The 21249-nt window shown below is 72.3% G+C and carries 13 protein-coding genes and 1 riboswitch; of the genes, 6 read left to right on the forward strand and 7 right to left on the reverse strand.

Going from position 1 to position 21249, the window contains the following annotated elements; all coding sequences use genetic code 11:
* Nucleotides 1–7: 7 nt before the first annotated feature.
* Nucleotides 8–1843, reverse strand: a complete 1836-nt coding sequence (locus ABD901_RS13230; RefSeq protein WP_345124959.1) for an acetolactate synthase large subunit — start codon at nucleotides 1841–1843, stop codon at nucleotides 8–10.
* Between the two features lie 217 nt (nucleotides 1844–2060).
* On the opposite strand from ABD901_RS13230, the gene ilvD reads away from it, so the two are divergent.
* Together ilvD and ABD901_RS13240 are read left to right on the forward strand one after the other, a co-directional pair.
* Nucleotides 2061–3914 (forward strand): dihydroxy-acid dehydratase, encoded by a 1854-nt coding sequence (ilvD, locus tag ABD901_RS13235; protein WP_345124962.1) that lies wholly within the window; start codon nucleotides 2061–2063, stop codon nucleotides 3912–3914.
* Nucleotides 3915–3959: 45 nt separating this feature from the next.
* A riboswitch (ZMP/ZTP riboswitch) is annotated at nucleotides 3960–4044 on the forward strand.
* Between the two features lie 23 nt (nucleotides 4045–4067).
* Nucleotides 4068–5330: a serine hydroxymethyltransferase gene (locus ABD901_RS13240; RefSeq protein WP_345124965.1), complete on the forward strand. Its 1263-nt coding sequence runs from the start codon at nucleotides 4068–4070 to the stop codon at nucleotides 5328–5330.
* 119 nt (nucleotides 5331–5449) lie between these two features.
* Here the strand turns inward: ABD901_RS13240 and ABD901_RS13245 are convergent, their stop codons facing one another.
* Nucleotides 5450–9802 (reverse strand): hypothetical protein, encoded by a 4353-nt coding sequence (locus ABD901_RS13245; RefSeq protein WP_345124968.1) that lies wholly within the window; start codon nucleotides 9800–9802, stop codon nucleotides 5450–5452.
* Between the two features lie 240 nt (nucleotides 9803–10042).
* Between ABD901_RS13245 and ABD901_RS13250 the strand changes: the two genes are divergently transcribed.
* On the forward strand, nucleotides 10043–10480 hold the full coding sequence (locus tag ABD901_RS13250; protein ID WP_345124970.1) for a PH domain-containing protein: 438 nt from the start codon (nucleotides 10043–10045) through the stop codon (nucleotides 10478–10480).
* 78 nt (nucleotides 10481–10558) lie between these two features.
* On the opposite strand, the gene ABD901_RS13255 is transcribed toward ABD901_RS13250, so the two are convergent.
* Nucleotides 10559–11488: a 2-hydroxyacid dehydrogenase gene (locus tag ABD901_RS13255; RefSeq protein WP_425556690.1), complete on the reverse strand. Its 930-nt coding sequence runs from the start codon at nucleotides 11486–11488 to the stop codon at nucleotides 10559–10561.
* A 455-nt stretch (nucleotides 11489–11943) separates the two neighbouring features.
* Between ABD901_RS13255 and ABD901_RS13260 the strand changes: the two genes are divergently transcribed.
* Together ABD901_RS13260 and ABD901_RS13265 are read left to right on the forward strand one after the other, a co-directional pair.
* Nucleotides 11944–13155, forward strand: a complete 1212-nt coding sequence (locus tag ABD901_RS13260; protein ID WP_380136679.1) for a PQQ-dependent sugar dehydrogenase — start codon at nucleotides 11944–11946, stop codon at nucleotides 13153–13155.
* Complete coding sequence (locus tag ABD901_RS13265; RefSeq protein ID WP_345124973.1) at nucleotides 13152–14882, forward strand: metallophosphoesterase family protein; 1731 nt, start codon at nucleotides 13152–13154, stop codon at nucleotides 14880–14882. Before ABD901_RS13260 ends, ABD901_RS13265 begins: the two co-directional genes overlap by 4 nt.
* Before the next feature lie 102 nt (nucleotides 14883–14984).
* On the opposite strand, the gene gatB is transcribed toward ABD901_RS13265, so the two are convergent.
* Nucleotides 14985–16478, reverse strand: a complete 1494-nt coding sequence (gene gatB / locus ABD901_RS13270; protein WP_345124976.1) for an Asp-tRNA(Asn)/Glu-tRNA(Gln) amidotransferase subunit GatB — start codon at nucleotides 16476–16478, stop codon at nucleotides 14985–14987.
* A gap of 80 nt (nucleotides 16479–16558) precedes the next feature.
* On the opposite strand from gatB, the gene ABD901_RS13275 reads away from it, so the two are divergent.
* A complete protein-coding gene (locus tag ABD901_RS13275) occupies nucleotides 16559–16735 on the forward strand; it encodes a DUF4236 domain-containing protein (protein ID WP_345124978.1) in 177 nt (58 codons plus the stop codon).
* A gap of 14 nt (nucleotides 16736–16749) precedes the next feature.
* On the opposite strand, the gene gatA is transcribed toward ABD901_RS13275, so the two are convergent.
* From gatA to ABD901_RS13290, 3 genes are all read right to left on the reverse strand, one after another.
* Nucleotides 16750–18225, reverse strand: coding sequence for an Asp-tRNA(Asn)/Glu-tRNA(Gln) amidotransferase subunit GatA (gene gatA, locus ABD901_RS13280; RefSeq protein ID WP_345124981.1), 1476 nt, complete (start codon nucleotides 18223–18225; stop codon nucleotides 16750–16752).
* A 1-nt stretch (nucleotide 18226) separates the two neighbouring features.
* Nucleotides 18227–18526 carry an Asp-tRNA(Asn)/Glu-tRNA(Gln) amidotransferase subunit GatC gene (gene gatC / locus ABD901_RS13285; RefSeq protein ID WP_345124984.1) on the reverse strand — a complete coding sequence of 100 codons (300 nt, stop codon included), beginning with the start codon at nucleotides 18524–18526 and terminating at the stop codon, nucleotides 18227–18229.
* A gap of 67 nt (nucleotides 18527–18593) precedes the next feature.
* On the reverse strand, nucleotides 18594–20663 hold the full coding sequence (locus ABD901_RS13290) for a putative bifunctional diguanylate cyclase/phosphodiesterase (protein ID WP_345124986.1): 2070 nt from the start codon (nucleotides 20661–20663) through the stop codon (nucleotides 18594–18596).
* Nucleotides 20664–21249: the final 586 nt, after the last annotated feature.

The following is a 21249-nucleotide window of genomic DNA, read 5'->3' on the forward strand; positions in this document are numbered from 1 at the left end:
TCGACTCCTACACGTCGTCCTGGTCGAACGCGGGACGGACGCCCCGCGCGAACATGATCTCGTCGTTGCTCGTGCCGGCCGCGACCATCGGCCACACCATGGCATCCTTGCCGACCACGAAGTCGATCACGACCGGCTGGTCGGTGACCTTCATCGCGGCCTCGATCGTCGCGTCGACGTCGCGCTTGGTCTCGCAGCGCAGCCCGACGCAGCCCAGGGCGTCGGCGAGCTTCACGAAGTCCGGGATGCGGTGCTTGTGGGTGCCGAGCTCGGTGTTGGAGTACCGCTGGTCGTAGAACAGCGTCTGCCACTGCCGGACCATGCCCAGGTTGCCGTTGTTGATGACGGCGACCTTGATCGGGATGCCCTCCAGGGCGCAGGTCGCGAGCTCCTGGTTGGTCATCTGGAAGCAGCCGTCGCCGTCGATCGCCCAGACCGTCGCGTCCGGCCGGCCGACCTTGGCGCCCATCGCGGCCGGGACCGCGTAGCCCATGGTGCCCAGTCCGCCGGAGTTCAGCCATGTGGCCGGGTGCTCGTACTGGATGAACTGCGCCGCCCACATCTGGTGCTGGCCGACGCCGGCGGTGTAGATCGCGTCCGGGCCGACGATCTTGCCGATGCGCTCGATGACGTACTGCGGCGACAGCGTCCCGTCCGCGGGCTCCTCGTAGCCGAGGGGGTAGCGGCCGCGGATGTCGTCCAGCGTCGCCCACCACTCCTTCAGCGTGGGCCGGTGCCCGACGGCGTGCTCGGCGGTCACCGCGGCGATGAGCTCCTCGATGACGTGCTTGGCATCGCCGACGATCGGCACGTCCGCCGTGCGGTTCTTGCCGATCTCGGCCGGGTCGATGTCGGCGTGGATGATCTGCGCGTTGGGCGCGAACGTGGACAGCTCGCCGGTGACGCGGTCGTCGAAGCGGGCGCCGAGGGCGATCAGCAGGTCCGACTTCTGCAGCGCGTAGACGGCGCCGACCGTGCCGTGCATGCCGGGCATGCCCATGTGCTGCGGGTGGGAGTCCGGGAACGCGCCGCGGGCCATCAGCGTCGTGACCACCGGGGCGCCGGTCAGCTCGGCGAGCTTGAGCAGCACCTCGGAGGCGTGCGCCTTGATCACGCCGCCGCCGACGTAGAGGACGGGGCGCTTCGCGGCGGCGATCAGGCGGGCTGCCTCGCGGATCTGCTTGCCGTGCGGGTGCAGCGTCGGGTGGTACCCGGGCAGCTCCAGCACCGGCGGCCACTTGAACGTCGTCTGCTTCTGCAGCACGTCCTTCGGGATGTCGACGAGGACCGGGCCGGGGCGCCCGGTGCCGGCCAGGTGGAAGGCCTCGGCGAGCACCCGCGGCAGCTCCTCGCCGCTCTTGACCAGGTAGTTGTGCTTGGTGATCGGCAGCGTGATGCCGGCGATGTCCGCCTCCTGGAAGGCGTCGGTGCCGATGGACGCGGAGGCGACCTGGCCGGTGATGGCGACCATCGCGACCGAGTCCATGTAGGCGTCGGCGATCGGCGTCACCAGGTTGGTCGCGCCCGGGCCCGAGGTGGCCATGCAGACGCCGACCTTGCCGGTGGCCTGCGCGTAGCCGGTCGCGGCGTGGCCGGCGCCCTGCTCGTGGCGGACCAGGATGTGCCGGACGTTCTCGGAGTCGAACAGCGGGTCGTACGCGGGCAGAATCGCGCCGCCGGGGATGCCGAACACGACGTCGGCGCCGAGCGCCTCGAGCGAGCGGACGAGTACCTGCGCGCCGGTGAGCAGCTCCGCCTGGGTGTTCGGCGCGGGCTTCTTGTCGGCCGCCGGCGGCGTGGGATGCGCTCGGTGGGCGAGGACTTCTGGCGTGGGTCTCGTCATCGCTGTTCGCACTTTCGCTCGAAGGTGTCTTGGTTTTCAGCCCCGGACATGAAAAAACCCCACGTGCTGGGCACGGGGGGCTAGCGCGCTGACGGCAGGCGTCGGCGCGCTAGATGATAAGTACTCGGAGCGACCTCGACGACATGTGCCCACTCTGACGCATCTCACCGCCTGAGTCAACCGATCCCAGGATGCGGAACGTGTCAGACTCGCAGGTATGCCCGAGCTGCGGTCCAAGACCTCCACTTCTGGTCGCAACATGGCCGGCGCACGCGCCCTGTGGCGCGCCACCGGCATGACCGACTCCGACTTCGGCAAGCCGATTGTCGCCATCGCCAACAGTTTCACGCAGTTCGTGCCGGGCCACGTCCATCTTCGCAACCTCGGCATGATCGTCGCCGACGCGGTTGCGGAGGCGGGTGGGGTCGCCAAGGAGTTCAACACCATCGCCGTCGACGACGGCATCGCCATGGGCCACGGCGGGATGCTCTACTCGCTGCCCAGTCGCGAGCTCATCGCCGACGCCGTCGAGTACATGGTGCAGGCACACTGCGCCGATGCCCTCGTGTGCATCTCCAACTGCGACAAGATCACGCCCGGCATGCTGCTCGCCGCCCTCCGCCTCAACATCCCAACCGTCTTCGTCTCCGGCGGCCCCATGGAAGCCGGCAAGACCATCGCGATCGAGGGCGTCGTCCACGAGAAGGACGCCAAGCTCGACCTCATCGACGCGATGATCGCCTCCGCCAACGAGGCCGTCACGGACGAGCAGCTCGGCCAGATCGAGCGCTCCGCCTGCCCGACGTGCGGCTCCTGTTCCGGCATGTTCACCGCCAACTCCATGAACTGCCTGACCGAGGCGATCGGGCTCGCGCTGCCCGGCAACGGCTCGACGCTGGCCACGCACGCCATGCGGCGCGCGTTGTTCGAGCGCGCCGGGTCCTTGATCGTCGATCTTTGCCGTCGGTACTACAACGACGACGACGCCTCGGTGCTGCCGCGCGCGATCGCCTCTCGGCCCGCCTTCGAGAACGCGGTGGCGCTGGACGTCGCGATGGGCGGCTCGACCAACACCGTCCTGCACCTGCTGGCCGCCGCGCGCGAGGCCGAACTCGACTTCACCGTGGCCGACATCGACGCGATCTCGCGCCGGGTGCCGTGCCTGGCCAAGGTGGCGCCCAACACGCAGAAGTACCACATGGAGGACGTGCACCGGGCCGGTGGCATTCCGGCGATCATGGGTGAGCTTTCCCGCGGTGGCCTGCTGGACGAGTCCGTCTCATCGGTTCATTCAGCAACATTCCGGGAATGGCTGGACAAGTGGGACATCCGCGCCGCTTCCCCGTCGGAGGAGGCGCTCGAGCTCTTCCACGCCGCACCCGGAGGGGTTCGCACGACCGAACCGTTCTCGACGACGAACCGGTGGAACTCGCTGGACGTTGATGCCGCGAACGGGTGCATCCGCAGCGTCGAGCACGCCTACACCGCCGACGGCGGGCTCGCGATCCTGTTCGGCAACCTCGCGCCCGACGGCTGCGTCGTGAAGACCGCCGGCGTGCCCGAGGAGAACCTGCGCTTCTCCGGCCCCGCCCGCGTCTTCGAGTCGCAGGAGTCGGCCGTGGACGGCATCCTCGCCAAGCAGGTCGTCGCCGGCGACGTCGTGGTGATCCGCTACGAGGGGCCGAAGGGCGGGCCGGGGATGCAGGAGATGCTGTACCCGACCTCGTTCCTCAAGGGCCGCGGCCTCGGCCGGGCGTGCGCGCTCATCACCGACGGTCGTTTCTCCGGGGGTACCTCCGGACTCTCGATCGGCCACATCAGCCCCGAGGCGGCGGGCGGCGGCCTCATCGCCCTCGTCCAGGAGGGCGACCTCATCGAGATCGACATCCCGGCGCGCTCGATCGAGCTGCGGGTGTCCGAGGAGGAGCTCACCGCGCGGCGCATCGAGCAGGACAAGCGCGACCGGCCGTACACGCCGGCCGACCGCGAACGCCCGGTCTCCGCCGCTTTGCGCGCTTACGCCTCGATGGCCACCTCGGCCAGTGACGGGGCTTACCGGCGCGTTCCGTAACCGGCCACTCCTCGGGCGGCCGGTTCCACTACGATCGGCGGCGTCATCTGCGACTGGCGCACATCAAGGTGGAACCGACCACCGGGGAGCTCCCAAAGAATCGCCGGCACCGCGCGCCTGGGTGCCCGATCGGCACCTGCCAGGAGGAAGCCCATGCACGTCCCAGCACTGACGGCCCTCACCGAGGCCGACCCGGAGCTGGCCGGCCTGATCCAGCACGAGGCCGAGCGGCAGCACGACACGCTGCGCATGATCGCCTCGGAGAACTACGTCTCGCAGGCCGTCCTCGAGGCGACCGGCACGGTCCTCACCAACAAGTACTCCGAGGGCTACCCCGGCAAGCGGTACTACGAGGGCCAGAAGTACATCGACCCGATCGAGGAGCTGGCGATCGCCCGCGCCAAGTCGGTGTTCGGCGTGGACCACGCCAACGTGCAGCCGTACTCGGGCTCGCCGGCGAACCTCGCCGTGTACATGGCCCTGGCCAAGCCGGGCGACACCATCATGGGCATGGCGCTGCCGATGGGCGGCCACCTGACCCACGGCTGGTCGGTGTCGGCGACCGGCGCCTGGTTCCGCGCGGTGCAGTACACCGTGCGCAAGGAGGACGGCCGCGTCGACTTCGACGAGGTCCGCGACATCGCGCTGCGCGAGCGGCCGAAGCTGATCTTCTCGGGCGGCACCGCGATCCCGCGCACGATCGACTTCCCGCGCTTCGCCGAGATCGCCCGCGAGGTCGGCGCCGTGCTCGTCGCGGACATCGCCCACATCGCCGGCCTGATCGCCGGCGGCGCGCACCCGTCCCCGGTCGGCCACGCCGAGGTCATCTCGACCACGACGCACAAGACCCTGCGCGGCCCGCGCGGCGCGATGCTCATGTGCGACGAGGCGCACGCGAAGGCCATCGACAAGGCCGTCTTCCCTGGCCTGCAGGGCGGCCCGCACAACCACACGACGGCCGGCATCGCGGTGGCGCTGGGCGAGGCGGCGAAGCCGGCCTTCTCGGCGTACGCGCACCAGATCGTCGCCAACGCCAAGGCCCTGGCCGACGCCCTCATCGAGCGCGGCTTCGACCTGGTCTCCGGCGGCACCGACAACCACCTCATCCTGCTCGACCTGACGGGCAAGGGCATCGGCGGCAAGCCGGCCGCGAAGGCCCTGGACCGCGCGGGCATCGAGACGAACTACAACACCGTCCCGTACGACACCCGCAAGCCCTTCGACCCTTCGGGCGTGCGCCTCGGCACCCCCGCGCTGACCACGCGCGGCCTGACCGAGGCCCAGATGCCCCAGGTCGCCGACTGGATCTCGCGCGCGGTGGACGCCGCGATCAAGGACGACGAGCCGTCGCTGGACACCATCGCCGGCGAGGTCCGCGAACTGCTCTCCGCCTACCCGATGGCCGGCTGGCGCTGATCCTGCGTCACAACGAGGGCGCCCCGCCGTTTCCGGCGGGGCGCCCTTCTTGCATGCCTCTGTCTGTATGTTCCGGCGCCTTTGGTTCTCGGGCGCCCTTTGGTCTCCGGGCCTTTTCGTTATTTGCGCCTTAGGAAGCGGCGCGACGACTTCTCCTTCGGCTCCTCGTCGAGGTTGAGCTCGAGGGGCGCGAGGTCTTCGAACGCCCCGGCCTCCCGATTGCGCTGCTCGGGGACCCGCTCCTGGCCGCCGCGCTCGGACCTGCCCGGCCCGCCCCAGTCGTCCTGCCCGCGCCCCGGTCGCTCGGTTCGCTCGCCCTGGCCCGACGGCCCGCCGAAGCCCGGCCCCGCCTGACCCGGCTGCCCGCCGAAGTTCGGCTCGCCTTGGCCCGGCTGGCCTGTGGGGTTCGGCCCGCCCTGGTTCGGCCGGTCCGCGTAGCCCGGCCCGCCCTGGCTCGGCTGGCCGGCGTAGCCCAACCCGCCCTGCCCGAACCCGGCCTGCCCCGGCCCGCCCTGGCTCGGCCCACCCTGGCCCGGCTGGCCCTGGCCCGGCTGGCCGGACTGTCCGCGTCGGCCCGGCTCGCCGCCCGGCACGTCTCGCGGCGCATTGCGGTCCCACCGGCTGGTCGACTCGGTGGCCCACCCGCTGCGGTCGCCCGGCTCCCCCGCCGCCCAGTCGTCCGCGGCCGGCACCTCCGGCGCCTTGCCCTTGCCGGCGTCCTTGTCCTTGCTCCGCCCCCAGCGCGACCGCTTCGGCTTCTCGGCCGCCTCAGCGGGCTTGCCCGGCTCGCCCGCCGGCCCGTCCCACCAGGCCTCTTCCTGGCCGCCCGGGCCCTGTTGCGCGCCTCCCGGGAACTGCTGCTCACGCCCGGGGAACTGCGGCTCGCGCCCACGCTCGGCCGCGAACTGGTCCTCGCGCCCAGGAAACTGCGGCTCGCGCCCGCGGTCGGCCGCGAACTGGTCCTGACGCCCAGAAACGACCGGCGGTTGCTCGCGCCGCTCGGGGGTACGAGGCCACGCCTCCGTGCGCCCATCGGCGTCGCGCATACCCGGCCCGTCGGTACGACCGTCCACGTACTGCACCTCCGGGCGGCGGTCACGCGCGCCCGGGCCACTCCCCCACGAGCCGTTGTCCGCGCCGGCACCACGATCGCCGAACGCCGGACCACGATCCCCGAAGCCCGGGCCTCGCTCGCCGTACGCCGCCCCGCGGTCGGCGGGACCTTGGCTGTGATCGGCGAGACCCGACGCGCCGCCCCAGGCACCGCCATCCGCGGCACGGTCGCGATCATCGCCCATGGACCGGTCGCGGCCGCCAGGCCCGGCGCCCGGTCGCGCCGCCGGCTCCGCACCGTTCGGAGCGCCGGGCCAGGTCCCGGTCTGCGGCCCATAGTCAGCCGCTTCGGGCCCGCCGGCTTCGCCCGGCTGCGTACGGTCCCGCCGCCGAATCGACCGCCCCGCCGGATCCGAATCCCAGGAGCGCCGCAGCTCGAGCGGCTGGGCAACGAGCTCGGGCGCGTCCCCGTCGAACAGGCCGCCGCCGCCCCGGGAGGGCCGCTCCCCCGCGACCGGCCGGTCCTCGGGCCGCCGCCGCCCGTCGAGCCCGGCACCGTCCCTCCGCTCCCGCTCGGACGCGCCCGCGGAGGCCGCCCACGAATCCCGCTCAGACGCGTTTGCAGACGCGCCCCACGGCTCCCGCTCAGGCGCACCCGCGGAGGCGCCCCGCGGCTCCCGCTCGGACGCGTTAGCAGACGCGGCCCACGACTCCCGCTGGGACGCGCCCCGCGGCTCTCGCTCGGGCGCAGCGGCCGGCGGCCAGGACGCGCGGTCGGGGGCCGACGCAGGGCGCTCGGGGGCCGGCGCAGGCGTCCACGACTCACGCTCCGGCGAGGAGGCACGCGACTCGCGCCCGGGCGCGGCAGAGCCGGTCCACGGCTCGGCCGCGGACGCACCCGTGGTCGCCCACGTCTCGCGCCCGCGCGCGGGCGGAGCGGTCCAGGGCTCGGAAGCGGCGGACGAGCCCGTACGCGGCTCGGACCCAGACCTCGGCGACGCCCCCGAGGCCCGGTCGGACGCGCCGTTGGACGCTCGGTCGGAGCCGTACGAGCTACGCCACGAGTCGGACGGCGCGGCCTCAGAGGCGGGCGCGGTCCATACGTCGAGCTTGGGTTCCTGGGCCGGAGGCGGTGTCCAGGGCTCTGAGTTGCGCTCGGAGGCGGGACGCCACGTGTCGGCACCGCCGCCGGAGTTCCGTGCGGACTCCTCGGGCTCGGTCCAGGAGCGGCGCCGGGCGCCCGTCGCCTCGTCGGAAGGGGTCGATGGGCCACCGGACCACGCACCGGTCTCGTACGTCACCGGGAAGTCATCGGCCGCGCTGCTCCAACGGAAGCGATCGTCGGCGGCGGGGGCGTCGCCGGCGGACGTGGAGGACCAGGACAGACGCTCCGAGGGCCGATCGGCATCGGCGCCGCGGCGGTCCGCCCGGGCCGCGTCCGACGATGATGACGGGGCGGGGGTTGTCGGGACCTCGGCGCTGCCGTCGGCCGCCCATGCTGCGATCTGGCTGGCCGACTCGTTGTCCCAGTTGCCGACCAGCTCGCGGGTCGCGCGGGCCTCCCACGAGGCGTCCGCCTCCGCGCGGGCGGCATCCGAGCGTCCGGCGTCCGAGCGGCCGTAGTCCGAAGACGCCGCGTCCGAACCGGTGTAACCGCGGCCAGAGCGGCCCGCATCCGAGCGGCCCGCATCCGAGCGGCCGTAGTCCGAAGACGCCGCGTCCGAGCCGGTGTAACCGCGGCCAGAGCGGCCCGCGTCCGAGCGGCCGTAGTCCGAAGACGCCGCGTCCGAGTCGGAATCGCGGTCCCAAACCGGGCGGCGGCCGAAGTCGTTCCGGTCCGAACTGCCGGTCGAAGCCTCCGAGCGGAACGCGTCCGCGCGAGGGCTGTCCCACGCCTCCGTGCGCGGATCGCTGCGGGCGCCCGATCGCGAACCGTCGCGCGGGCCGTCCCACGCTTCCGTACGCAGATCGCCGCGCGCGTCCGGACGCGAACCGGCGCGCGGGCCGTCCCACGCCTCCGGGCGCGAGCCGGCGCGAGGGCTGTCCCAGGCCTCCGTACGCAGGTCGTCGCGGGCGTCCTCGCGGAATGGCGGGCGGGTGCCGTCGCGAGGTTGCGAGCGCGTGGGGGGCCACTCGTCGCGCGGGGGCGGGGCGTACGGGTCGTCTGGGTCGAAGTTTGAAGGCAACGCTGCTTCCGGGGTGTCGGGGGCGCCCTGCTCAGAAGGGGAGTCCTCCAGCGGGTCGGGCTTTGCGGTCGCGGCGCGGGCCAGGCGGCCCAGCTTCGCGCGCATCGTGCCGTTGCCGGGGCGCCAGGTTGTGGGGGGCGTTGCCGGGGTTTCCTCGCCGGCCGAAGGCGACGGTTCCTCGCCGGCGGCCGCGGCGAAAGCCGCGTCTGTCGGGAGAGGGGTGCGGCCCGTCGAAGGGCCGGGGGCCTCGTCGGCGAACGTGCGCGGTGACGGGAGCGGCTCGGGGATCTTGTTGCCCTCGGCCAGGAACAGGAGGCGCTCCATGACGTGGAGGTCTACGCGGTACGGCTCCGTGGACAGCCAGCGGCCGGCTGCCTCGGACATCTCGTGGGCGTGCACCAGGTGGAGGTGCTCGCCCGGTGCGACCGAGATCACCAGCTCCTCGCCGGCGTCGTCGCGCGACGGGGCGATCACCAGGTAGCCGCGGACTGTGCCGCCGATCTTGGTGAGTTGCTCGCGCCAGGTGTGTACCTCTGCGGCGAGGCCGTCCACGTCCTCCGAGCCGGGGACGAACAGGCGGCCGCCGCGCAGGACCTGGCCGGCGGCGTCCATCGTGTACTCGCCGTGGGGCCACACCGTCGGGAGGAACAGCGCCACTCGTCGGCCGGCGGCCACCAGGTGGGTGCAGCCGCCCTCGCCGAGCGCGAAGAAGCGGGCGCTCGGGATCGCCTCGAGCTCCTTGAGGCGCGGGAGCTGGTCGTCGGGCTTGCCCCACCAGCGGCGGCCGCTCACGGCCTCGTCGATGGACAGGCGGGCGACCCGGCGGGCATCGAGTAGCAGTGCTGCCAGGAAGGATCCGGCCAGCGGTACCACAAAAGCCAGGTTTATCCCGATAAAGCCGAGCACGCCGAGGATGTCGAACCAGCTGTCCGGCAGGCGGCCGCGCGTGGCCGCGCCCCACGCCACCGCGCCCGCGACGACGGTGAGGATGGCGAAGAGCGGGAAGCCGCGCAGCGTGAGCACCACCACACCGGCGAGGGCGGCGATCGCGGCCGCACCCCACAGGATGCTCAGCTCCTTGATGCCCCAACCGGCCACGGCAAGGGCCGCCAGGGCCGCAACGGCGAGGAGCGCGCCCGCCACGGCGCCGGTCGGGCGCACGCCGATGCGCCTGTTGCTCTTGACGCCGTCGCCCCAGGCTGCGGGCGCGTCGCGACGGAATGTGGTGGTCAAGTCCTAGCCTCCCGCCACGGCCGGCAGCGCACGAAACTCGACATATCGCCGCAGATCGCCCGGCAAACCACCACGACCGGGAGCGATCTCGTCAAACACGGCACCGAGCGTAACCCCGGGCGCCGGTGCTAGCGAGAGGCGGCCGTGCCGACTCGGACACCAGTTCTCATCCCCCACGGCGCTCAGTATGCCCGCCGCACCGCCCGGAAGCAGTTCCTCGAAAGGTGGGAGGATGGCGGTGTGAGCAACCAGGTCAAGGTCAAGTTCCGGCGCAGTGCCGCGATCGCAGTCGCCGCGGGCATCACCGTGATCGGCGCCGTTCCGCTGCTTGCCGAGAGTGTCTGGTTTCTGCTTGTACTCCTGGTGCCGCTCGCCATCACCATCTGGGCCTGGCGGGCCGGCACCGACGTGGACCAGCGGGGCTTCACGGTGCGCGCGCTGCTGGGCAGCCGCACCGTGCCGTGGAACGCGGTCGACGGCCTGGTGTCGGACGACCGCACGGTCCTAGCCCGCCTGGCCAACGGCGCCATGGTGCCCCTCGACGCCGTCCGGCCCTCCGACCTCCCCCGCGTCGTCCAGGCGAGCGGCCAGGAACTGCCGACCGAGAACGCGGGCGGCGACGAGGCCGACGACGCCGAGGACGAGGAAGCGGCCCAGCCGGGCGCGGTCGGCCAGTAGCGGTCGCCCGCTGACTGTCGGCGGCCACGATCCCCGCCCGGACGCCGGCGAGGAAGCGGCGCGGCGGGGAGCGTTCGGCTAGTAGCCTTCGGTAACCACGTTCTCCAGTGGGGCGCCCGTGAGGAAGCGACGCAGCTGTGCGGCCGCGAGCGCGTAGCCGCGGCTGAAGACCGCCGGGACGGAGCCCGCCACGTGCGGGGTGATCAGGACGTTCGGCAGGCGCCACAGCGCGTGGTCGGACGGCAGGGGCTCGGGGTCGGTGACATCGGTGGCGAAGCCGATGCGGCCGGTCAGGGCCTCGGCGGTGACGGCGGCCGTGTCGACGACCGGCCCCCGCGCGGCGTTGACCAGCAGCGCGCCGTCGCGCAGGTGGGACAGGAACGCGGCGTCGACGAGGCCGCGGGTCTGTGCGGTGAGGGGCACGAGCAGCACGACCACGTCGGCGTCGGGCAGCAGGCGCGGCAGCTCCTCCACGCCGTGCACGCCCTCGCGCGGGCGCCGGGCGACGCGGGTCACCGGCACCTCGAACGGGGCCAGGCGGGCCTCGACGGCGCGGCCGATCGAGCCGGAGCCGACGATGAGCACGCGCTTGCCGGCCAGTTCGTCCGTCCGGCGGTACGCCCACTCGCCCCGCTCCTGCGCCCGCGCGAACAGCGGCAGATCGCGTACGTAGGACAGAATGACGCCGACGACCCACTCCGCCGTCGAGGAGTCATGCACGCCGCGCGCGTCGCACAGGGTCACGGCGGCGGGCAGGCGGCCGGTCCACGCGTCCGCGCCGGCGCTGAGCAGCTGGACCACGCGCAGGTCGGGCATCCGCTCGGCGAGCACGGTGAGCTCGGGCTTGGCCAGGAACGGCGGGACCCAGAACGCGACGCCGGCCGGGTCGGACGGCAGCTCCTCCGGCGCGGGCATCAGCTCGACGACGACCTCGGCGGCGGGCGCGACCGCGCGCGCCTCCGCGCGCAAAGCGTCGAGGCCGGTGTCGTGCGCGATCCAGATCTTCACCATGGCCTCGATGATGCCGCCCGGCTTCTGCGGGCGGGCAAAAGGTCCCGCCATAACGCGCCCGCGCGGGCAAAACTCACCACCGACCCGCCGCAAGCAGGGCAACCTCGACGCAGGAGACACCGGACGCGCCCGCGCGGGCGACACTCACGACCGGCCCACCGCGAGCTGGGGACAGCGACACGGGGAGCACAGGACGCGCGCACGACGCGCCCGAGCGGCCGGGCGGGCCGGCCCACAGACAGGCAGGCGGGCCGGACGACCGAACCAGGCGGTGGAGGCGCACGACCGAACTGTGCGGCGGGGCCGCACGGTCCGGACCACGCGCGCAGGCGCGACCGGGCCGCCCGGCGAAGCGAGTGGAGCGGGCGGCGGAACCGGGGCCCGGGGGCGGGGATCTGGGAAGGCGACGGGGGATCTCGGTACAAGACCGACTGGGAAAAGATGGTGACTCGGTGGACAACGCTACGCTTGGCCGGGTGAGCGCCCGGACGCACCGTTTCGCAGGCAGGCATGCAAGCCGTAGCCTGGCCGCCATCTGCGCGGCCGCTACGGCACTGACCCTCGGCGCCTGCTCGTTCGGGCCGCCACCGCCGGACGAGCTGGGCTCGCCGCCGAAGATGTCGCCGTACCCGTCGCCGTCGGGCTCCGGGTCCAGCGAGGACGGCAACGCGGAGGTGTCCGTGACCGTGCTCGCCAAGGGGCTGGCGGTGCCGTGGGGGATCGCGTTCCTGCCCGACGGTTCCGGGCTGGTCACCGAGCGCGACAGCAAGCGGCTGCTCAAGGTGGGCAAGGAGCAGACGTCGGACGGGCTGCTCGTGGCGGAGCTGCAGAAGATCGACGGAGCGATGCCCGGTGGCGAGGGCGGGTTGCTCGGGATCGCTGTTTCGCCGCAGTACGACACGGACAAGACGGTGTACGTGTACTACACGTCGCAGGACGACAACCGGGTCGCCAAGCTCACGCTCGGGCAGCCGGTCACGCCGATCCTGACCGGCATCCCGAAAGCCGAGATCCACAACGGCGGGCAGATCAAGTTCGGGCCCGACGGGTTCCTGTACGTCGCGACCGGGGACGCCAACAAGCCCGAGAACGCGCAGGACCTCAAGAGCCTCGGCGGCAAGATCCTGCGCATCACCACCGACGGGAAGCCGGCGCCCGGTAACCCGTTCGGAACCGCGGTGTACAGCTACGGACACCGCAACGTGCAAGGGTTGGCGTTCGATGCCAAGTCGCGCCTCTACGCGATGGAGTTCGGCGCCAGCGACCAGGATGAGCTCAACGTGATCGAGCCCGGGAAGAACTACGGCTGGCCCGCCGTCGAGGGCAAGGGCACCGACCCGAAGTACGTCAACCCGCTGCAGACGTGGCCGACCTCCGAGGCGTCGTGCTCCGGGCTGGCGTACATGAGCGGCTACCTGGTGACCTCGTGCCTCAAGGGCACCCGGCTCTACGTGATGCAGGTGACCGCGAACGGTGCCCTGCTCGGCGCGCCGGTGTCGCTGCTCAAGGACGAGTACGGGCGCCTCCGCGCGGCCGCCGTCGCGCCCGACGGGAGCCTGTGGGTGTCCACGTCCAACAAGGACGGGCGCGGGGACCCGAAGCCCGACGACGACAAGATCCTGCGCCTGGTCATCTCCGACGTCGGCGAGGCCGGCAAGAGTTGAGCTCGCTTGCCCCCGAGCCGAAGTCGCCGCCGCCCGCGGTGACTTCGCCGTTCCGCCGTCGCGCCGCGCTGGCGGCACGCCGGGCTCGGCGCCGCGCGGTCGTCATGGCCGCCGGGCGGCGCCGTCACCCGATCGGCGCCCGGCCCGTGCGCCGGTTCGCGCGGCTGCGGCGGGTGGCGTACGGCCTGCTCGTCGCCGTGGTCGCGGTGATCGGCATGCTCATCGGCGTCGAGTTGGGCGGCACCACGACGCAGGACGTCGGGCCGTTCCGCGCGCAGTTGTCGCTGCAGCCGTCGTTGCGCGGCGACACCTCGGTGGAGATCCCGCCGCTGGGCTCGCTGGAGCTGGACTCCCACGACGGGCCGGCGCACCTGCGAATCCGGCTGGAGTCGCTGGACGAGGCGCGCACCCGCGCGTTCGCGGCGGAGTCCGGCAACCTCGAGCAGATCAGCCACGACGCGGTCGACCAGCTCAACCTCGGCGTGCGGCGGCTGGCGATGCAGACGGCCGGGTGCGGCATCCTCGGCGGCATGACGCTGGTCCTGCTGGTGTTCCGCAAGCGGCGGGAGACGGCGATCGCGGGGATCGTGGTGATCGCGGTGCTCGCCTCGACCGGCGCGGCGACGCTGTTCACGTTCAAGCCGGCGGCGATCCAGGAGCCGACGTACCGCGGCCTGCTCGTCAACGCCCCAGCGATCATCGGCGACGCGCAGCGCATCGCCAACCACTACGAGGAGTACCGCGCGCAGCTGCAGAAGCTCGTGCTGAACGTCAGCAAGCTGTACGGGACGATCTCTTCGCTGCCGGTGTACGAGCCGAACACGAGCGCGACGAAGGTCCTGCACATCTCCGACCTGCACCTCAACCCGGCCGCCTGGGGCGTGGTGCGCTCGGTCGCGGACCAGTTCGACATCGACATGATCGTCGACACCGGCGACATCAACGACTGGGGCAGCGAGCCCGAGGCGTCCTACGTCAACGTCATCAGCGACCTCAAGGTCCCCTACATCTACATCCGCGGCAACCACGACTCGGCGGTCACCGCGGCCGCGGTCGCGCGGCAGCCCAACGCGATCGTGCTCGACGACACGATCGTGACGGTGAAGGGACTGACGTTCGCCGGGATCGGCGACCCGCGCTTCACCCCGGACAAGTCGACCGACCCGACGAACGAGGAGCAGCACCAGCAGGTGCTCACCTCGGGCGGGCTGCTGGCGGCGAAGATCAAGGCCAGCCCCAAGCCGGTCGACGTCGCGCTGGTGCACGACCCGGTCGCCGCGCAGCCGCTCGCCGGGCTGTGCCCGCTGGTGCTGGCCGGGCACAAGCACGAGCGCTCCGTCCAGCGCCTGGACGCCAACCCGGCCGCGCTTGCGCCGCAGGTGCCGATCCCGGTGCAGATCACGTCGCCGTCGGCGTCGGCGTCCTCCTCGCCCGCCCCGAAGCCGCCGCCGGAGCGCACCCTGCTGATGGTGGAGGGCTCCACGGGCGGGGCTGGGCTGCGCGGCCTCGAGAGCACGAAGCCTCTGCCGTTGGCGCTTTCCATCTTGTACTTCGACGAGCAGCGCCACCTGTCGGCCTACGACGACATCCAGGTGGGCGGCACGGGGCTCACGGAGGTATCGCTCCAGCGGCACCTGGTGCAGCCCGACACCAAGGCGCCGCCGACCCCGACGCCCACCCTGGCGCCGTCCCCCTCGTCGGCGTCGCCTTCACCGTCGCGGTCCTAGTTCTTGGCACCGCGGGCCTGGCAGCGGAGGGCCGCCAGGCCCGCAGCGTTGTCTGGTGGGAACAACGGTCCGCAGGTGACGCGGACCCGAGCCATGCGTCGCTTATGAAAGCCGGGCGATGATCAGCTCGCGGACGGTCTTGGCGTCGGCCTTGCCACCGGTGGCCTTCATGACCGCGCCGACCAGGGCGCCCGCGGCCGCGACCTTGCCCTCGCGGATCTTCGTGGCGATGTCCGGGTTGGCGGCGATCGCGTCGTCGACGGCGGCCGTCAGCGCGCCCTCGTCGGAGACGACCTCCAGGCCGCGTGCGGCCACGACCTCGCTCGGCGTGCCCTCGCCGGCGATGACGCCCTCGAGCACGACGCGCGCGAGCTTGTCGTTGATCTTCCCGGCGTCGACGAGGCCCTGCAGTTCCGCGACCGCGGCCGGGGTGACGCCCAGCGCGTCGAGCTCCGACTCGGTCTCGTTGGCGCGGCGGGCCAGCTCGCCGAGCCACCACTTGCGCGCGGTAGCGGCGCTCGCGCCGGCCTCGACGGTCGCCGAGATCAGCTCGACGGCCCCCGCGTTGACGACCGACTGCATGTCGAGGTCCGACAGGCCCCACTCGGACTGCAGGCGGGCGCGGCGCACCCGCGGCAGCTCGGGCAGCGCGGCCTTGAGCTCGGCGACCCAGTCCGCGGACGGTGCGAGCGGCACGAGGTCGGGCTCGGGGAAGTACCGGTAGTCGGTCGCGGTCTCCTTGCTGCGCCCGGACCTGGTCTCGCCGGTTTCCTCGTGGAAGTGCCGGGTCTCCTGGATGATCTTGCCGCCGGCCTCGAGCACGCCGGCCTGGCGGATGATCTCGGAGCGCACGGCGCGCTCGACGGAGCGCAGCGAGTTGACGTTCTTGGTCTCGGTGCGGGTGCCCCACTCCGCGCCCGGGCGGTTCAACGACGTGTTGACGTCGCAGCGCAGCGAGCCCTGCTCCATGCGCACGTCGGAGACGCCGAGGGTGCGGATGACGTCGCGCAGCTCCGTGACGTAGGCGCGGGCGACCTCCGGTGCGCGGGCGCCCGTGCCGGGCACCGGCTTGGTGACGATCTCGACCAGCGGGATGCCGGCGCGGTTGTAGTCCACCAGGGACTCGGTCGCGCCGTGGATGCGCCCGGTCGCGCCGCCGACGTGCAGCGACTTGCCGGTGTCCTCCTCCAGGTGCACGCGCTCGATGCCGATGCGCACGAGCTCGCCGTCGAGCTCGACGTCGAGGTAGCCGTCCACGCACAGCGGCTCGTCGTACTGGCTGATCTGGAAGTTCTTCGGCATGTCGGGGTAGAAGTAGTTCTTGCGGGCGAAGCGGCCCCACGGCGCGATCGAGCAGTTCAGCGCGAGGCCGATGCGGATCGTCGCCTCGATCGCGGCGCGGTTGGCCACCGGCAGCGCGCCGGGCAGGCCGAGGCACACCGGGCAGACCTGGGTGTTGGGCTCGGCGCCGAACGCGGTCGGGCAGCCGCAGAACATCTTGGTGTTGGTGCCGAGCTCGACGTGCGTCTCCAGGCCGATGACCGGCTCGAACCGGGCCACCGCCTCCTCGTACGACAAATGCGTCACGGTGCTCATGTGTCAGTGCCTGCTTTCAGCCTTGGTGTATCCATGCACGACATTGGGTATCAGGTCCTCACCCGGAGAGGAGCGAAGCCATGCCCGTGCAATTTCGAAAGAGCAAGAAGTTCGGCCCGTTCATCTTCCACTTCACGCAGGAGGGTTTCTCCTCGTGGAGCTTCAAGCTGGGGCCCTGGTCGTGGAACTCGCGCAGCCGCAAGAACCGCGTGGACCTGCCCGGCCCGTTCTCGTGGCGCCAGGGCAGCCGGGGCTGAACCGGCCTCGGGCGTCACAACGCGGGTGGCGTGAGTGGCGGCAGCGCTGACTCCAGTGCGGCCGCCACTCGGTACATCCGGTCGTCGGCCATCGTCGGCGCCATGATCTGCAGGCCGACCGGCAGCCCCTCGGACAGGCCGGACGGCACCGAGATGGCCGGCCCGCCGTAGAGGTTCGACGGGATCGTGTACAGGTCCGCCAGGTACATCTGGTACGGGTCGGACGTGCGCGAGCCGAGCGGGAACGCCACAAACGGCGTGGTCGGCGCGACGAGGACGTCGGCGACCTCGAACGCGGCGGTGAAGTCGCGCGTGATCAGCGTGCGCACCTTCTGCGCCTGGCCGTAGTAGGCGTCGTAGTACCCGGCCGACAGCGCGTAGGTGCCTAGGATGATGCGCCGCTTCACCTCCGGGCCGAAGCCGGCGTCGCGGGTCAGCGACATCACCTCTTCGAGGGAGTGCTTGCCGTTGTCGCCGGTGCGCAGGCCGTAGCGCACGCCGTCGAAGCGGGCGAGGTTGGACGAGCACTCGCTGGGCGCGATCAGGTAGTACGCCGGCAGCGCGAACTTGAAGCTCGGGCAGGACACCTCGACGACCTCGGCGCCGAGCTTGACCAGGGCGTCGATCGACTCGCGGTACGCCGCGGCGACGCCGGGCTCCGCGCCCTCGCCCGCGAACTCCTTCACCAGGCCCAGGCGCACGCCGCTGAGGTCGCCGGTGCCGCCCAGGCGCGCGGCCGCGACCACGTCGGGCATCGGCTGCGGGATCGAGGTCGAGTCGCGCGGGTCGTGCCCGCCGATCACGGCGTGCAGCAGCGCCGCGTCCTCGACGGTCCGCGCGCAGGGGCCGGGCGTGTCCAGCGACGAGGAGAAGGCGATGAGCCCGTACCGCGAGGTGCCGCCGTACGTCGGCTTGGCGCCCACGGTGCCGGTGACGGCGGCCGGCTGGCGGATCGACCCGCCGGTGTCCGTGCCGATCGCCAGGGGCGCCTCGTAGGCGGCCACCGCGGCCGCCGAGCCGCCGCCGGAGCCGCCCGGGATGCGCGTGGTGTCCCAGGGGTTGAACGTCGGGCCGTAGGCGGAGTACTCCGTCGAGGAGCCCATCGCGAACTCGTCCATGTTGGTCTTGCCGACCATGACGAGGCCGGCCTCGCGCAGGCGGGTCATGATCGTCGCGTCGTAGGGCGGGCGCCAGCCCTCGAGGATCTTCGAGCCGGCGGTCGTGGGCACGCCGCGCGTGGTGATGACGTCCTTCACGCCGATCGGCACCCCGTCCAGCGGGCCGGCGGCCTCACCCTTGGCGATGCGGGCGTCGGACGCGCGGGCGGCCTCCAGCGCGCCCTCGCGGTCGACGTAGAGGAAGGCGTGCACCTTGGCCTCGACGGCCTCGATGCGGTCCAGGTGCGCGGTGGCGACCTCGACCGCGGAGACGTCCTTGGCGGCCAGGCGGCGGCCCAGCTCGGCCGCGGAGAGCTTCGTCAGGTCGGTCATCTCAGGCCTCCTCGTCCAGGATCCGCGGGACGCGGAAGCGGTTCTCCTCGGCGTCGGGCGCGCCGGCGAGCGCATCCTCGCGCGCCAGGCCGGGCACGACGACGTCGTCGCGGTACACGTTGGTGAGCGGCACGGAGTGCGAGGTCGGCGGCACGTCCACGGCGGCGACCTCACCCACCTGGGCGACGGCCTGCAGGATCACGTCGAGCTGCCCGGCGAAGGTGTCGAGTTCTTCATCGGTGACGGCAAGCCGCGCGAGGCGCGCAAGATGCGCCACCTCCTCGCGGGAAATCGTGGCCATCGGCGCGCTTCTCCTTCAGGTCGTCGGCTTCGACGCAGCGTGACATGCCGGCGTCGACCCGACGAGTCTATTTCGTGCTGATGACGGGGCGTGCGGCAGTCTTCGACAGCCAGTCCAGCAGGCGATCCGGCGGCATGGGGCGGGCGAAGTACCAGCCCTGGGCCAGATCGCAGCCGGCCTCGACCAGCATCCGCCACGTCCGCTCGTCCTCGACGCCCTCAGCGACGACGCGCAGCCCGAGCGCCCGCGCGAGGTCGATCATCGAGCGCACGATCGCTGCGTCGTCGGGGTCGGTGGCCACGCCGAGCACGAACGAGCGGTCGATCTTCACCTCCGCAAGGGGCAGGCGGCGCAGGTGCAGCATCGAGGAGTACCCGGTGCCGAAGTCGTCCAGCGCGATCGCGACGCCGAGCTTCTTGAGCTTCGCCAGCGTCGCGAGGACGCGGCGCGGGTCGGCCATCAGCGCGCTCTCGGTGATCTCCAGCTCCAGCCTCGACGGGTCGACCCCGGTCTGGCTGAGCCGGGCCGCGATCCGCTCGGCGATCTCACCCGTGTGCAGGTCCCGCACGCTCACGTTCACCGCGACGCGCACGCCCTCGGCCGCCGCCGTCGTGCTGCGCCATGCGGCGAGCTGCCCGATGGCCTCGTCGACGATGCGCAGCGTCAGCAGCCGCATCACCGGGCTGTGCTCGGCGACCCGGATCAGCTCCTCGGGGTCGATCGGCCCGCGCTGCGGGTGCCGCCAGCGCAGCAGCGCCTCCACGCCCACCACGGCGCCGGTCGCGAGCGCCACCTGCGGCTGGTAGTACAGCTCGATCCCGCCGTCCGGCCCCGACTCCAGGGCCCGGCGCAGGTCGGCCAGGAGGCTGAGCCGCTCGGGGGTGTTGTGGTCGGACTCGGGCGCATAGACGGCGAGGTTGTCGCCGCGGCCTTTCGCGTCGTACATCGCGACGTCGGCGTGCTGCATCAGCCCCGCGAAGTCGGTGCCGTGCTCCGGGTACACGGCCACGCCGACTGACGCGCCCACGTCGATCGGCAGCTCGTCGATCAGGACCGGCTCGGCCAGCGCCGACATGATCTCCACCGCGCAGCGCCGCGCGTCCGCGGTGTCCCGAAGATGCGGTACGACCACGGCGAACTCGTCACCGCCGAGCCGCCCCACCAGGTTGTCGGGCCCCGAGGCCCCCGCCGCCGCGGTCAGGCGCCGCGCGACCTCGAGCAGCAGCCGGTCGCCGACCCGGTGCCCGAGCGCGTCGTTGACCTGCTTGAACCCGTCGAGGTCCAGCAGCAGCAGGGCGAGGCGCCGCTCGGCCGCCCCGCCCTCGGCGCGCTCGGCGTGCTCGCACAGCTGGCCCGTGACCGAGCGTTCCAGGCCCTTCCGGTTCGCCAGGCCGGTCAGCGGGTCGAGCCGCCCCGCGTGGGCGCGCTGGGTGGCGAGCCTGGTCATCCGCCGTACCGCGAACAGCGTCGCCAACGCCAGCGGTGCCAGCCACACGTTGATGTGCGCGGCCGCCACCAGCCCCGGCGCCGCCAGCAATAGCGCGCCGGTCGGCAGCGCGTCGGCGACGACGGCGCGGCGCACCTCCGCCCGCCAGCCGCCCCCGAAACGCAGCCACACCGCCGTGGACACGAGCAGGTTGTTCACCACGAACCACATCGCCGCGGCGGCGAGCACCCACAGCAGCGAGGTCCCGCCCAGCAAGGCGTGCGCGCCGCCCGCCTTGTCCTGCGGCAGCAGGAACCCGGCGGCAAGGAACGACAGCATGAACTGCGAGGCGTTGAACGCCGCCCGCCACGGCGTGTGTTTCGACCACACCGCCGCGACCACGACGGCCACGAGCTGCACCAGCACCGCCGACGCGCACCCGAACTCGATCAGGATCGCAAACGTGAAGCACACCGACGGAAACGTCGGCATCGACTCGTCCCGCCCGCTCTGCACGAACGGCGGCGTGTCCGCGACCACGGCGAGCACGGCGAAAACCCAGAACGCCGCGTCCACGCGCCCCGGCAGCCCTTCCCGCACGACGCTCAGCACGAGCATGATGCTGGCCAGCCCGACAACGACCGCGACGTAGGCAAAGAACCGATGACGATGCCGAGGCGGCGCGGTGTTACGCAGCGCGCTCTGCTCCATCCGGGACCCGCTTCCTGCTCGGCGCCGGCCTCCGCCAGGCGGGCCGCACGACATCGTTACGGACGCTGCCGCGAGCCTGCTCCTCATCACGGGAGAATTCAGGAAAGGATGCCGAATCGATGCAGAAACGCCACGCTAATCAACCGACCGGGCGATGCCACAGTGGACAGATCAGCTTGAATGTCCTTACCGCGTAACCGATCGCGAACGTAGCGTGAGCGACGCACATTGACGCCAGTCACCCCGGTCGGATTGTTACCGGCGGATGCTTACTCGGTTACTCTCCGATGCTGCCGGTGGGCCGGAATTGACGGGCCTGCGAGCCAGTCGAATGGCCTCGGACCAGGGCATCAACGGTCGCACGACCCTGCGGCGATGATCGATCTCCTCGCAGTGCGCGGCCGGCGGCGCGGCGAGGCCCGCGGTCGGGCTACGGGTCCTCGGAGGACTCGGGCCGCGTTCGCTCGGCCGCGCACGGCGTCCGTGGGCACCCGCGGGCGCCGGGCCTTCGGCTACCGGCGCCCGGCCGGTCTCGGCGGGGTCGCGGCCTCTACGGCTCACGGCCTCTACGGCTCACGGCGTCGAC

Source organism: Dactylosporangium darangshiense (assembly GCF_039537565.1).
Lineage (GTDB): Bacteria > Actinomycetota > Actinomycetes > Mycobacteriales > Micromonosporaceae > Dactylosporangium > Dactylosporangium darangshiense.